This is a genomic window from Arthrobacter sp. TJ-254 (assembly GCF_058269175.1).
The window spans coordinates 573,881-587,615 of sequence record NZ_JBZCNF010000003.1 but is presented as its reverse complement, the minus strand read 5'-3'; the positions used below and the strand labels follow the sequence as shown (position 1 = coordinate 587,615).

The following is a 13,735-nucleotide window of genomic DNA, read 5'->3' as shown; positions in this document are numbered from 1 at the left end:
GATCATCCCTCAGGCGCTGCAGGCGGTTCGCCGCTGTCGGTGGGAATCGGCTCCGGTTCTGGAGCCGAGGTGGGTGTGAATGTCTGCTCGGGTTCCGGAGCCGGGTCCGGAGCGGGATCCGGGTCTGGAGCAGGAGCGGGGTCCGGAGCAGGAGCCGGATCGGGATCAGGAGCCGGAGCAGGATCGGGATCCGGCGCGGGCGCCGGAGATGTGGGTACCGGCTCCTGGGTGGTTGGCACAGGATTCGGGGCCGGCGTGGTCGGGTCCGGGTCCGGGGCCGGCGAGGGGGTGTCGCCCGGGGTCGAGCCGGGCGTCGGCGCGCCGGTCGTGGGTGACGGCGCGGGCGTCGTCGGCGACGGTTTCGGCGTGTCCCCCGGCTCGGCAGCGTCGGATGTCTTGGGACCCTGCGACGGAGTGGCGGTTGAGTTCGGCTTCGCCGTTGGGGATTTGTCGCCGGAGGAACGGGTGGACGAAGGCTTGGCGCCCTTTTGCGGTTCGTCGGTTTCCCCGTCCTGCGCCTGGGCTGCGCCGAGCCCTGCCTCCTCGGTCGCCTGTGCGAACCAGCTCTCGGCCGGCTCCTGCGCCTCGCCGGTGTCAGGGCCGGCCGGCGCACCGGTCTCGGCCGGGGCCTGCGTTTCGACGGTGCCGTTCGACTCGGCGAGGGCACTCGCGGCGCCGAAAAAGGTGGGGCTCTGCGCCGCAGTGGCGGTCAGGCCGGTGACGAGGGCGGCGGAGGCAACGACGGCGACCATCCGGACCCGCCTGCGGGACCGGGCCACCTGTCCGTGGGCGCCCGCCGGGAGGATCGGTGCGTGCCCCTCGGCGAAGGCCGGACGCACCGGGGCAGCTGCCACGAATCCGGCAGCTCCGGCGGCTCCGGCCCCAACCGCCGGAAGGGCGGCAACGGCATCGTCGTCGTCCGACTCGACAAGGGACGCCGCGGCGAAGGCGGCGCCGAGGGAAATCGACGCCTTGGGGTCGGCGTCGATGGCGATCGGGCGGTTCAGTTCGTCGGACAGCAGTTCGGCGACGAGCGGAATGCGTGAGGATCCGCCGATCAGCAGCACGGCGGAGAGGTCGGCCGCTTCGACCTCAGCTGCCTGCATCACCTCGCCGAGCAGGGCGAGGGTCTCCTGCACCGGACCATCGATCATCGCTTCGAATTCGGACCGCACGAGGCGCACCGACGAGGAAACACCAGGAAGCAGCAGGCGGATTGTCGCCTCGGAGTCTGCGGAGAGCGCCTCCTTGGCCTCGGTGCATTCCCTGCGCAGCCTCGACAATGCCGAAAGCGTTTCGGGATCGGAGGGGTCTATCCGGGAGAAGGCTTCCCCCGCGCTGGCGGCAACGTGGGCGAAGACGGCGTGGTCGAAATCGGCGCCTCCCAGCCGCTCGATTCCGCCGGGGCGTCCAAGGACGGTGAAGGACTGGGATTCGTTCTTGCGCAGGACTGCGGCGTCGAAGGTGCCGCCGCCGAGGTCGTAGACCGCGATGGCGCTTCCGGTTTCCACGCGCTCCTGGGAGGCATAGTGCAGTGCTGCAGCCTCCGGTTCGCTGAGCAGCACCACGTCGGCGAGGCCCACGCCGGCCAGTGCCTGCCGGACGAGGGTTTTCTTGTACTCGCCCCAGGCGGCCGGGTGGGTGAGCGTGACCGCCCCGGGCGCCTCGCCTTCGCGCTCCTCGGCACGGTCAACCACCCAGCGGGCCATTGTGGCGAAGAGGTCCTCGGGGGCGACGCTGACGTCTCCCACAACAATCGGCACCGAATCTCCGATGCGCCGCTTGAACTCGCGCACCACCCGTTCGGGGCAGTCGAGTCCGCGCCGCTCGGCGGCTTCGCCGACCAGGGTCGAACCGTCCTCGCTGAGGAAGATCACCGTAGGCACTGCTCCCCCGCGCAGACCCAGCCCGAGCACTTGGGGCGGAGGAACGGCGTCCCTGCCCAGCCGCGTTATGGCAGCGGCAGTGAAGCTCGTTCCGATGTCAACGCCAAGCACGTAAGGCATATAGCAGTCCTAATAAAGCATCTTCGTTCGCGTGGGTCAGCCTCTAGCTAACACCGCGGTTCAGGCGAAACCCATCGTAATTTCGCCCTTCCGATACTCGTTTTTAAGCGCTTACTACTCGCCCAGCACCTCCGCCGCGAGCAGCCACTGGGCCTCGAGTTCCTCGGTCTCCTGCTGCAGTGCGGAGAGCTTCGCGTTCAGTCCCGCCAGGTACTCAAAGTCGGCGTCCGCCCTTGCGCCTGCCTCGCCCATCTGCTGGTTCAGCTTGCCCTTCTGGGCGTCGAGCTTGGTGATCTGCCGCTCGATCCGCGCCAGATCCTTGCGTGCCTGCCGCAGGTCCGCCTCCGAGGAGGATCCGCCCGCGCCGCCCCCGCTGACCGCGGGAGACGCGGCCGCGCCGGTCGCCGTCATCGGGCCGGCGGCGGCGCGCAGTTCGAGGTACTGGTCAACACCGCCGGGCAGGTCGCGCAGCCGCCCGTCGCCCAGCAGTGCCATCTGCGTGTCGGTGACCCGCTCGAGCAGGTACCGGTCGTGGGAGACAACAACCAGGGTGCCCGGCCACCCGTCGAGCACGTCCTCGATCGCCGAGAGCGTGTCGGTGTCGAGGTCGTTCGTGGGCTCGTCGAGCATGAGCACGTTCGGCTCGCCGACGAGCAGGCGGAGCAGCTGAAGGCGGCGGCGCTCGCCCCCGGAGAGCTCGCTCACCCGGGTCCACTGCTTTTCGTTGGTGAAGCCCAGCTGCTCAACGAGCTGGCTCGCCGAAACTTCCTTGCCGCCGACGCTGAAGACACGCTTCTCCGACTCGATGACCTCGATCACCCTGCTGTCGCCGAGCTCGTCGAGCTCGCGCACCTCCTGGGAAAGGACGGCCGTCTTCACCGTCTTGCCCCTCTTGAGCCGGCCGGAAGTCGGTTTCATCTCACCGTTGAGCAGGCGCAGGAGCGTTGTCTTACCCGAACCGTTCACCCCGACCAGGCCCAGGCGCTGACCCGGCGCCAGCCGCAGCGTGATGTCCCGGAACAGGGGGCGCTCGTGCTCCTCGCCGTCATCAATGGCGAGGCTGACGTTCTCAAGGTCAAGGACATCCTTGCCGAGGCGGGCCATCGCCATCTTGCTCAGGGCCAGGGAGTCGCGCGGCTCGGGGACGTCGGCGATCAGTTCGTTCGCCGCCTCGATCCGGAACTTCGGTTTCGCCGTCCGCGCCGGAGCGCCGCGCCGCAGCCACGCCAGTTCCTTCTTGACCAGCTGAACGCGCTTGCTCTCCACGACAGTGGCCATGCGGTCCCGTTCGGCGCGGGCGAGCACGTAGGCCGCGTAGCCGCCGTCGAAGTCATCGACAACGGCGTCGTGGACTTCCCAGGTGTGGTTGCAGATTTCGTCGAGGAACCAGCGGTCGTGGGTGACAACGAGGAGTCCGCCCTCCGAGGGCCGCCACCTCTGCTTCAGGTGGCGGGCGAGCCAGGCGACCCCCTCGACGTCGAGGTGGTTGGTGGGCTCATCGAGCATGATGACGTCGTCGTCCCCAATGAGCAGTTTCGCGAGCGCAACGCGCCGCTTCTGCCCGCCGGACAGCGAGGACACCTTCGCATGCCAGTCAACCTCCGACACGAGCCCGCCCATGACGTCGCGGATCTTGGGGTTCGACGCCCACTCGTGGTCGGCCTGGTCGCCGACGATCGCCTGCCCCACCTCGAGCGCGCCGTCGAGGACGTCCGTCTGGTCGAGGTAGCCCACCGTGACGTCGCGGCGGCGGGTCACGCGGCCGGAGTCGGGGCTCTGCCGCTGGGCGAGCAGGCGCATCAGCGTCGACTTGCCGTCGCCGTTGCGTCCCACTATGCCGATCCGGTCGCCGTCTTCGAGGCCGAGGGACACACCGTTGAGGATGGTGCGGGTGACGAAGGCGACGCTGAGGTTTTCAGCGCCGAGAAGATGTGCCAAGGAATACTGCTTTCAGTAAAGGTGCTGCCGGCGGGAGGTTCAGCCGGTGATGGTGTCGGGAACGATCCGCGCCCCGTGCGCCGGCCCGTGGACCGCGGCTGCGGGAAGGCCCTCTGCGGCGAGCCGCGTCTCAAGATCGAGCGCATGCCCGGCGCTTCGGGCCAGGAATGCCACAGTGGGACCGGAGCCGGAGACGATACCCGCCAGCGCGCCCGCTGCACGCCCTGCCTCTAGGATATCGCCAAGCCCGGGGGCCAGTTCCAGTGCGGGCCGCTGGAGGTCGTTGTGGAGCAGCGGCGCAAGGGCAACTGCGTCGCCGGCGCGCATCGCGCCAAGGATTGCAGGCTCGATTTCCGGCTGCAGCGGGGGTTCCTCGCCGTTGCGCAGCCGGATTTCATCGAGCAGCCGGTACACGACGGGGGTCGCCAGGCCGTAGTCGGCCGGCACGAGGGTCCAGTGGAGCGGTGTCTTCGAGATGGCGGGGGTCAGCCGCTCGCCGACACCGAGGCCGACCGCGGTTCCGCCAAGCAGCGCGAACGGGACGTCGGCGCCAAGGCCAACGGCGATCTTGGCCAGCTCGTCCCGGGAGAAACCGCAGCCCCACAGGGCGTCGCAGGCGAGCAGGGCGGCGGCGGCGTCGGCAGACCCACCGCCCATGCCCCCGGAGACCGGTACGCGCTTGGTGATGTCGAGGTGCACCCCGGTCGAGCCGGCGCTGACAGCGGCGAGCAGGTGCGCGGCGCGCACCGCAAGGTTCGTTGCGTCGAGGGGGATCGCCTCCGGCGGAAGGTTGAGGCTTCCCTGGCCGTTGACGCTGACGGTGACGTCGTCGCCGTCGGTGCTTGTCGCGGTGACCTCCTCATACAGGGAGACGGCGAGGAAGACGCTGGCGATGCCGTGATACCCGTCTTCACGGGGCGGGCCCACCCGAAGCGAGACGTTGATCTTGCCCGGCGCCCGGACCCTGACGGTCCGCGGGCCAATCCGCATATCCCCTGCTCTGCCCGACACCATAGAGTCAAACTTAGATCACCGCTGAATCTGCGGAAAATCGCAGCGCCCCGGACGCGCCCTCCCGGGGCACCGGAGTACCCCCGGGGACGGCCCTCCTGCCCTACTGCGCGTCCGGCAGCGGGAGCGCGCCGCGGGCCTCGGCGATCCGGGCGAATGCCTCGATGTCGAGGACTTCCCCGCGCGCCGTGGGGTCCACCCCGGCCTGCCGCAGGGCCTGCTCGGCCTGCGGTGCGCTTCCCGCCCAGGGCGCCAGCGCAGCGCGGAGGGTTTTCCGCCGCTGGGCGAAGGCCGCGTCGATCACGGCGAAGACTTCCTCCCGGGAGGCCTTGGTGGCCGGAGGTTCGTGCCGGGTGAACCGGACGAGGCCCGAGGCGATCTTCGGTGCCGGCCAGAAGACGTTCTTGCCGACCACTCCGGCTTTCGACATCCGCGAATACCAGGCTGCCTTCACCGACGGCACTCCATATACCTTCGAACCAGGCCCGGCGGCGAGGCGGTCGGCTACTTCGTCCTGCACCATGACAAGCCCCGACCGCAGCGAGGGAAAGCGCTCGAGGAGGTTGAGCACAACAGGCACCGCGACGTTGTACGGGAGGTTGGCGACGAGCGCCGTCGGCGCGTGCGGAAGCTCAGTCACCCGCAGGGCGTCGGCAAGGACGACGTCGAGTGCGCCGGCACGCTCGGGCCGCCACTGACGCACCGTCGCGTCGAGCTTGCCGGCGAGCACCGGATCGATTTCAACGGCGACGACGCGCTCGGCGGCGTCGAGGAGGCCGAGGGTGAGCGAACCGAGGCCGGGACCGACCTCAAGGACGATGTCGGCGGGTCCAAGCTGCGCGGCAGCGACGATGCGGCGGATGGTGTTGCCGTCGATCACGAAGTTCTGGCCAAGGGTCTTGGTCGGACGGATGTCCAGTTCGGCCGCGAGCCGCCGGATGTCGGCTGCTCCGAAGAGCGGTGCAGGGGGCGGCGTTGTCGAGGGCGAAGTCACCTAGTCATGGTAGCCGCCGGGCGCCCGGCGCGTTTCAGCAGCGGTGCTCCCGGGCCCGCCGCGGCTCCTGTCCTCGCTGGCCGGGACAGCCTGGCGCCGCGCCCCTGACCGTCAGCCGAGGCCGAGCTTGGCGGAGCAGGAGGGCCAGTGCCCCCAGCCGCCGTTCTGCTTCAGCACCTCCGCGGTGGCGATCTGCTCACTGGGCGAGGCGAGATGCGGCAGCGGGGCGTACTTCCCGCCACCGGCGCCGAGCCAGCTCGACTCGCTGAACTGCAGCCCGCCGTAGTAGCCGTTGCCGGAATTGATCGACCAGTTCCCGCCGGATTCGCACTGGGCGAGGGCCGCCCACGGGCCGCCGGCCGGCTGCGCGCCGCCGCGGGCCCGTGCGGGCTGGGCGGGCCGGGCGGGAACGGCGGCAGGTTCGGCGCGCTCGGCCTTCTTCACCGGCTCCTTCGAGCCGAGGGCGATCTGCTCCTCGACGGGTTTGCGGGTCACCTTGTCGCTCAGGAGGATGCGGGAGACTTCCTTGCCGTCGACAAGATCAACGGAGAAGATCTGGGTGCGCTCACCGCGCACGCCGGCGACCTTGACATCCTTTTCGCCCTTGGCGAGGCGGGGGTCCTCGGTGACCGTGCTGCCGAACGGGAGGGTTTTGGTGACGGTGATTCTCTTGCCGCTCTCAACCCGGGTGATCTTCAGCCCCATCCCGTCAACGACGGCCGAGGAGGAGGGAATTGAAAGCCTGTCTTCGGGGCCGAGGGTGATGCGCAGCTCGGTGAGCAGCTCTCCGAGCCAGGCGGAGGTGGTGGTTGCGGCCTTCGTGCGGCCGTCGACGGTGACGGTCACGTTTTTGGGCGTGGTGATTGTCAGGGGGCCGTCGAGGGCCGTGAGCGGCGTGCTTCCGGTCTCCGAGACCTTCGAACCGCGGGGGACCCCGAGTTCGGAAAGAACGTCGGTGACAGTTGCCCCGACCGTGTGGAGGGTCGTGGCCGAGCCGTCGAGGACGAGCGGGACAGGGCGGGCCTTCTGCACCCGGATTGTCGTGCCGTCCCGGACCTCCGTCGCGAGGGCGGGGCTGACGCGGTCGTGCTCGGTAAGGGAGACATTCGCCTTGGCGAGGACTTCCTGCACTGTCGCCCCGTAGGTCTGCACTGCCGTTGCCTTGCCGTCGACGCTGAGGCGAACCTCCTTGCCGTTGCCAACGAAGGCAACGAGCCCAAATACGAGGCTTCCCATCACAACGCCCTGGCCGGCCTTTTTAAGCAGCCGCATACCCTTGTGCTTCGACATCCAGTCCCCCAATACGCTGAGCCTCCGGGCACGGGGAACGTCAGCACCACGGCGGCCCGCGGCACTGCACAAAACGGCAGCACGGCAGGCGCGCCCCGAACGGCGATAGCCACCGGCGCTGCGCAGGCAGATCAGGAGCAGGCCGAAGAGCGGCAGCACAGACGCGCTGCCCGATTTGGACCTGCAGTGAACGGTATTAGTCCGGAAAGCCTTCCCCGACCCCGGCTAATGAGTGTCACCGTAATCGAAATGTGACCTGAACCGCAAACCGCGGCACGCTTCCACCGCCGGGGGGGGGGGGGGCGCCGGATCAGTCCCAGGACCCGTAGACCGCTTCAGTATTCGAGGTGAGCCTGCAGCACAGTTCCTCGAGGTCGGCACCAAGCACCTCGGCCATGAAACGCACCGTATAGGGAACCACATAGGAGGCATTCGGCTGGCCCCGGAACGGGTGCGGGGTGAGGAACGGCGAGTCGGTCTCGGTGAGGACGAGTGCCGGATCGGCGAGCAGCAGCGCCTCGCGGAGGTTCTGCGCGTTCTTGAAGGTCACCGTCCCCGCGAAGGACATGTACCAGCCGTTTTCGTTGCAGATCCGCGCGAGGGCCGCGTCCCCAGAGAAGCAGTGGAGGACGACCCGGTCGGGGGCACCCTCGGTCCGGAGGGTGTCGACGACGTCGTCGTGGGCGTCGCGGTCGTGGATCTGCAGCGCGAGCCCCAGCCGCTTGGCGATGTCGAGGTGCCGCACGAAGGAGTACCGCTGGTTCTTGATGCCGCCCGGTGGGGTGCGGAAGTAATCGAGGCCGGTCTCCCCGATCGCGCGGATGCGCGGGTGTGCGGCCAGCTGCTCGATTTCGGCGAGGGCCGCCTCGAGGGTGCCGTTCTCGGCCAGGACAGGGGCGTCGTTGGGGTGCAGTGCCACGGCCCCAAGCAGCCGGGGATCGGCATCGACGGCCTGCACCGTGAAACGCGAGGATTCGAGATCGGAGCCGACCTGCACGGCTCCGCGCACTCCGGCCGCGGCGGCGGCGTCGAGGGCCTCGCGGAGGGTCACCTGCACGAGTCCGTCACGGAAGTCGAGGTGGGTGTGGTTGTCGATGACGGGCACCGGCAGCGGTTCGGGCAGCGGCGGGTATTCGAGTTTGCGCCGCTGACCGCCGCTCTCGGCAGCACGCGCCTTCACGGCCTGCAGGTCCTCCGCACCCCCCGGCGCGGCAGGTGCCGGCCCGTGCACACCGCCGGCTCCCGGGGCCGGGTCCTCGGCGCGGTACGGCTGGGGAATACGGCCCGGGGAGTAATCGGAGCTGTTGCACATGCCCCAAGACTATCCAGCCGCGGAACTTTCCACCCGCAGGACAGGTTGAGCTAGTACCCTGTAAATCTAGTCAGCCGAAGCACACCCCCGTGGACATTGCCTGTGGACATTGCCGGGGTCGGCACCTGCGCGTCGATCTCCGGCAGCCCGCCGCCGGAGGACCGCAGCGGCACCGCGCGGAAGGTATTCATGGACATCCAGAACACCGCTGTTGAGGCCCCCCAGCTGCTGCCCTCGGGCGCTTCCACGCCGGCGCCGGATTCGTTCGCCGCGGCCAGCTCCCGCATCCTTGAGTCGATCAACACCGTCATCGACGGCAAACCGGCTGCGGCGCGGCTCGCCCTTACCGTGCTGCTGGCGCAGGGCCACCTGCTGCTTGAGGACGTCCCGGGCGTCGGTAAGACGATGCTCGCCAAGACGCTCGCCCGGACCATCGACTGCAGCGTGAACCGGATCCAGTTCACGCCGGACCTGCTGCCCTCCGATGTCACCGGCGTTTCGATCTTCAACCAGGACACCCGCCGGTTCGAGTTCCGTCCCGGACCGGTGTTCGCGAACATCGTCATCGGGGACGAAATCAACCGTGCGTCGGCGAAGACGCAGTCGGCCCTTCTTGAGTGCATGGAGGAACACCAGGTGACAGTCGACGGGCACACCCACGCCCTCGGTTCCCCCTTCATGGTGATCGCCACCCAGAACCCGATCGAGATGGAAGGCACCTATCCCCTGCCCGAAGCGCAGCGCGACCGCTTCATGGCCCGCATCTCGATGGGATATCCGGACGCGCGCTCCGAGGCCGAGATGCTTGAGGCCCACCAGTCGGTCTCCCCGCTCAACGGGATCCGCCCCGCGGCGAGCGCCGCCGGTATCGCCGCAATGATGCAGCAGGTTCAGGAGGTTTACGTTTCCCGCGCGGTCAAGGAGTACACGGTGGCGCTGGGCACCGCGACGAGGACCCACCCCCAGGTGCGGCTTGGAGCAAGCCCGCGGGCGCTCCTTCAGCTGCTGCGCGCCGCCAAGGCGAGCGCCGCCCTCGAGGGCAGGGACTTCGTGCTTCCTGACGACATCGCCGGCATCGCCGAGGCGGTCCTCTCCCACCGGCTCCTGCTCGACCGCCGGGCAACGAGCGCCGGTGAGACGTCGTCGTCGGTCATCGAACACATCGTGGCGAAGGTGCCGGTGCCGCGCGGCTCCGACGCCAGGCGGACCTGAGCTCCTCCCCATGGCACTTCTTGACAGGCTCCCCTCCAAGACCCTGACGCAGCGCGGCTGGGGATTCGTGCTGACCGGGGTTTTCTCGCTGCTGCTCGCCCAGGGCCTCGGCCGCAGGGACCTGCTTTACGTCGGTGTCTTCCTCATCACCGTCCCTCTGCTGTCGGTGCTGCTGCTGCGCCTGATCAAGCCGCGGTTCAGTGTCGAGCGGAGCTTTACTCCCCAGACGATGGAAACCGGATCGACGACCACGGTGGGGCTGGCGGTGAGCGCCGACAGCTTGTCCGGCCCGCCGGTGTCGATGGCCGAGCAGGTTCCCTCCCGGTTCGGTCCGGCACCGCAGTTCACCTTCCCGTCCCGGAATCCGACCCGCGCAGGTGTGAGCCTCTACCAGTACCGGCTGCGCTCCTCGGCACGCGGGATCTACGAGATCGGCCCGGTCACCGCGGACTTCACCGACCCCTTCGGCATGGGCAAGTCCCGCCACGTGCTTGGCAGCACCTCGCCGCTTGTTGTGACCCCGGCCGCCCTTGAGCTGCTCCACTCCCCGCTGTCGGGCTCCCGCGGCAACGACGGCCAGGCCGCCACGCGGCGGGCAGCGAATCCCAGCGACGACGATGTCATGACCCGGGAGTACCGGAACGGCGACTCGATGCGCCGTGTGCACTGGCCGGCCACGGCCCGGCACAACGAACTGATGGTGCGGCAGGAGGAGTCGGTGACCACCCCCCAGGCGACACTGCTCATGGATCAGCGCCATTCAAGCTTCGGGTACGGGCTCCATGCCGCACTGGGAAGCGACGCCGGACCGGGCGGCATGAGCACCTCGCCGGCCTTTGAGTGGGCGGTGACGGCCGTGGCCTCGATCAGCGCCCACCTCCTCGAGCGGGGATATGCCGTGCGTTTCCTTGACCATTCCGGGGATCCCGCCCTGTTGTCCTCGCCGTCGGCTCCGTTTCCGCGCGACGAGGAGTTCCAGGGCCCGGGTGCGCTCGCAGCGCTCACCGAAGGACTCGCCGCGCTGGGTCTGGTCCCCGATACGGGGCGGCGCCAGGGCAGCACCGCGGTGAAGCCCGGGCGGAGCGGGCGCACGCCGCTGCGTCGGGCGGCGGCCCGGCGGGAGGAGGCCGAAGCCGAAGCCGCGCACCGGCCATTCGGTGACGGGCTGCTCGACAAGCTGGCCGCGACCCGGCACCGGGGGCCACTGATCGCCGTCCTGGGGCAGCTGACGCGGGCGGAGGCGGTGAACCTCGGCACCGCATCCGGGTACGGCTCGGCGGCCCTTGCGCTGTTGATCGCCGACCAGCCCGCCCACGCGGAGGTGCAGTTGGACATCCTCCGGGCGGCCGGGTGGCAGGCGGCCGCCGTCTCCCCCCGGGCCGACCTTCCTGCGGTGTGGGCGGGGCTGGGCCTGCCGTCCGGTTCCGCCGCGCCGTCGCCGGCACGCGCGGGAGGCGACCGATGACGGCGACACTTGAGCGCCCGCTCAGCCCTGCCCGGCCGGAAAGGGAGAGGCCGGCGCCCCAGGAGCGGGCGCACTGGCTCGTAACCGCCGCGGCGGGGACTGCGGTAATGGCGTCGGCCACCAGCCTGAACGGCGTCATCGAATCCTGGACCTGGTTCCTCCCGGTCCTGCGGACAGTCATCCCCGTCCTGCTCGTCATGGCGCTGAGCCGGGCCGTCCGCCTTCCGGAGGCGGTGACCGCCCTGGCCGGGCTCCTCGCGCTCGGCGGTGCCCTCACCGCGCAGTTCCTCAGCGCCCGGAGCATCCTCGGGGTGATCCCCGGGCCCGGCAGTTCGGTGCAGGTGCGGATCCTGCTCAACCGTGCCGGGGAGACAATCACCTCGCAGGTCGCCCCGGTCCTGCCAGGGGCCGGGATTTTCCTCGTGACGTGCGCGGCCATCGGGCTGATCGCCGTCGCGGTGGACCTGCTCGCCACCACCCTGCGCATGCCGGCACTCACCGGGGTCCCGCTGCTGTGCCTCATGGTGGTACCCGCGATCGTCAAGCCCACCGGTGTCGGCATCGGCCCGTTCCTGCTCACGGCCGCCGCCTATCTCCTCCTGCTGGGCTGCGCCCAGTGGCGGGAGGGCCTGGTCTTTTCGGAAGCGGGCTCCGGGTCCTCCGGGTACCTCAGCCGGGGGCTGGCGATCGGCGCGGCAACCCTCACCGTGGTCCTGCTGCTTCCCCTGGCCATCCCCGGATTCACCACGGGCGCGTTCCCGCAGGGATCGCGCCTGAAGATGTGGGGCACCTCAACCGGCCTGAACCCCGCCGTCACCCTGGGCAACGACCTGCGCAACCCCACGGGGTTCGGGCAGATCACCTACGCCACCGACTCCCTCGACCCCGTCTACCTCAGGGCGGTAACCCTAGAGGACTTCTCCGGCCAGCGCTGGGAGCCCGACCAGCGGCTGGCGGAGCGCGAGCGCGGACTGCAGGACATGGGTTCGGAGTCCTTCCGCGCGGCAAACGAGTTCGGCGAGAGCAGCCTTACCCGCATCGACACGCAAAGCTACACGAGCCCCTGGCTGCTCGCCCCCTACGCCCCGGCGAGCGTCACCAACCTCAACGGACGCTGGACCTGGGATCCGAAGAACCTGAGCATCCTCTCCTACGACGGCGGCACCACCGCACGGCAGACCTACGATGTCCGCAGCACCAGCCCCGAGGTGACCCGCGACAGGCTCAGCACCATCCGCCCGGCCCGCCGCGGTGTCGTCGATCCGATCTTCACGAACCTCCCGGAAGACACTCCCGAGATTGTGAGGGAGCGGACCCAGGAGGTCGCCGGGAGGTTCAGGAACCCGTACGACAAGGCACTCGCCATCCAGAACTACCTGCGCGGCCCGGACTTCACCTATTCGGTCGACGCCCCTGTCGAAGGCGGCTACGACGGCAGCAGCATGGACGTGATGGCCCGGTTCCTCGACGTGAAATCCGGGTACTGCGTCCACTACGCCGGAACGATGGCCGTGATGGCCCGCGCCGCCGGCATACCGAGCAGGGTGGCGGTAGGCTACACGCCGGGGCTCGCCACCGGCGAGGTCTACGACGGCCCCGACGACACCGAGCTGCGCGAATTCGAGGTCGACTCCCGGAACGCCCACGCGTGGCCGGAGCTCTACTTCAGAGGTATCGGCTGGGTCCGGTTCGAGCCGACCCCTTCGCGCGGGGTCGTGCCCGAATACGCCCGCGCGGCGGTTTCTCCGGCCGGCGCCCCGATCGACGATGAGAACCTGAACCCGGGACGCGTTCCGGGGGTCCCTGGCGCCGCGGCAAGTCCGGGCGCCGAGTCTCCGCAGGGCTCACGCGGAGGCGCTGGGTCTGCCGAGGAATCGGCGGGGGCGGCCGGCGTTGCCGTCCTCGCGGCGGCGGCCCTCGCCCTGCTGCCGCTGCTGCTGCGCACCGCGCGCACCACTTCCCGCCGCCGTCGCGTCCTCGAGGGGCCCGAAGCCGGAGCGGCGACGGCGGCCTGGGCGCAGACCGCGGACGTGGCCAGCGACTACGGGCATCCGATGCTGCCCACCGACACGCCGCGGACCTTCTCCGGGCGCCTCGCCAGCGAGGCCGGTTTCGACGGGGCTGCCGCCGGTTCCCTGGAGCGGCTGCAGCGGGCCTACGAGCGTGAGGAGTACGCTTCACCGCGCCCGAACCCGCGCCCACGGCCTGCGGCACCGGTTGGCGGAGGTTCAACGGTGCTCGCGCCTGATCGAACCCCAGATCAGCAAACCCCCGACCATCGAACCCGGACTCAAATCCCGGACCGGACCACGGGGACCGGCGCGTGGAGCGACGTTGAGGCCGTGACCGCTTCCCTCCGGCGCGGCAGCACTCCCAGAGGCCGGCTCATCGCCCGTTTCCTGCCCCGCTCGCTGGCCGGCGGCCTCCTGCGCGGTGGCGGGCCCCGGCGCCCGGGACGGTCCTGACCGGGGAGGAACGGAACATCCCGTCCCCGGGCCCGCAGACGG

Annotated in this window: 9 protein-coding genes; 3 read left to right on the top strand and 6 right to left on the bottom strand. The window is 69.9% G+C overall.

Annotated features, from left to right (window positions below; translation table 11 throughout):
• Positions 1-2: 2 nt before the first annotated feature.
• The 6 genes from AC4D14_RS11345 to AC4D14_RS11320 all read right to left on the bottom strand — a co-directional run bounded on the left by AC4D14_RS11345 (position 3) and on the right by AC4D14_RS11320 (position 8,551).
• A complete protein-coding gene (locus AC4D14_RS11345; protein WP_490902320.1) occupies positions 3-2,006 on the bottom strand; it encodes an Hsp70 family protein in 2,004 nt (667 codons plus the stop codon).
• A 114-nt stretch (positions 2,007-2,120) separates the two neighbouring features.
• On the bottom strand, positions 2,121-3,944 hold the full coding sequence (locus AC4D14_RS11340; RefSeq protein WP_490902319.1) for an ABC-F family ATP-binding cassette domain-containing protein: 1,824 nt from the start codon (positions 3,942-3,944) through the stop codon (positions 2,121-2,123).
• A 39-nt stretch (positions 3,945-3,983) separates the two neighbouring features.
• Positions 3,984-4,934, bottom strand: a complete 951-nt coding sequence (locus AC4D14_RS11335; RefSeq protein ID WP_490902318.1) for a 4-(cytidine 5'-diphospho)-2-C-methyl-D-erythritol kinase — start codon at positions 4,932-4,934, stop codon at positions 3,984-3,986.
• 124 nt (positions 4,935-5,058) lie between these two features.
• On the bottom strand, positions 5,059-5,949 hold the full coding sequence (rsmA, locus tag AC4D14_RS11330; RefSeq protein ID WP_490902316.1) for a 16S rRNA (adenine(1518)-N(6)/adenine(1519)-N(6))-dimethyltransferase RsmA: 891 nt from the start codon (positions 5,947-5,949) through the stop codon (positions 5,059-5,061).
• A 111-nt stretch (positions 5,950-6,060) separates the two neighbouring features.
• Positions 6,061-7,239 carry a resuscitation-promoting factor gene (locus tag AC4D14_RS11325; protein WP_490902315.1) on the bottom strand — a complete coding sequence of 393 codons (1,179 nt, stop codon included), beginning with the start codon at positions 7,237-7,239 and terminating at the stop codon, positions 6,061-6,063.
• A 310-nt stretch (positions 7,240-7,549) separates the two neighbouring features.
• Entirely contained in the window at positions 7,550-8,551 is a 1,002-nt protein-coding gene (locus tag AC4D14_RS11320; RefSeq protein ID WP_490902313.1) for a TatD family hydrolase, read from the bottom strand.
• Between the two features lie 189 nt (positions 8,552-8,740).
• On the opposite strand from AC4D14_RS11320, the gene AC4D14_RS11315 reads away from it, so the two are divergent.
• From AC4D14_RS11315 to AC4D14_RS11305, 3 genes are read left to right on the top strand one after another with little or no spacing between them, the layout of a single operon-like run.
• Positions 8,741-9,763 carry an AAA family ATPase gene (locus tag AC4D14_RS11315; protein WP_490902404.1) on the top strand — a complete coding sequence of 341 codons (1,023 nt, stop codon included), beginning with the start codon at positions 8,741-8,743 and terminating at the stop codon, positions 9,761-9,763.
• Positions 9,764-9,773: 10 nt separating this feature from the next.
• Complete coding sequence (locus tag AC4D14_RS11310) at positions 9,774-11,228, top strand: DUF58 domain-containing protein (RefSeq protein ID WP_490902311.1); 1,455 nt, start codon at positions 9,774-9,776, stop codon at positions 11,226-11,228.
• The gene (locus AC4D14_RS11305) at positions 11,225-13,693 is read left to right on the top strand and encodes a transglutaminase TgpA family protein (RefSeq protein WP_490902310.1); all 2,469 of its coding nucleotides are present in this window, start codon (positions 11,225-11,227) and stop codon (positions 13,691-13,693) included. Before AC4D14_RS11310 ends, AC4D14_RS11305 begins: the two co-directional genes overlap by 4 nt.
• The last annotated feature ends 42 nt before the right edge of the window (positions 13,694-13,735 follow it).

Coding starts and splice junctions, on each gene's coding strand:
- AC4D14_RS11345 (WP_490902320.1), bottom strand. CDS start 2,006: ATGCCTTACGTGCTTGGCGTTGACATCGGAACGAGCTTCACTGCCGCT.
- AC4D14_RS11325 (WP_490902315.1), bottom strand. CDS start 7,239: ATGTCGAAGCACAAGGGTATGCGGCTGCTTAAAAAGGCCGGCCAGGGC.
- AC4D14_RS11320 (WP_490902313.1), bottom strand. CDS start 8,551: ATGTGCAACAGCTCCGATTACTCCCCGGGCCGTATTCCCCAGCCGTAC.
- AC4D14_RS11305 (WP_490902310.1), top strand. CDS start 11,225: ATGACGGCGACACTTGAGCGCCCGCTCAGCCCTGCCCGGCCGGAAAGG.
- AC4D14_RS11315 (WP_490902404.1), top strand. CDS start 8,741: ATGGACATCCAGAACACCGCTGTTGAGGCCCCCCAGCTGCTGCCCTCG.
- AC4D14_RS11310 (WP_490902311.1), top strand. CDS start 9,774: ATGGCACTTCTTGACAGGCTCCCCTCCAAGACCCTGACGCAGCGCGGC.
- AC4D14_RS11335 (WP_490902318.1), bottom strand. CDS start 4,934: ATGCGGATTGGCCCGCGGACCGTCAGGGTCCGGGCGCCGGGCAAGATC.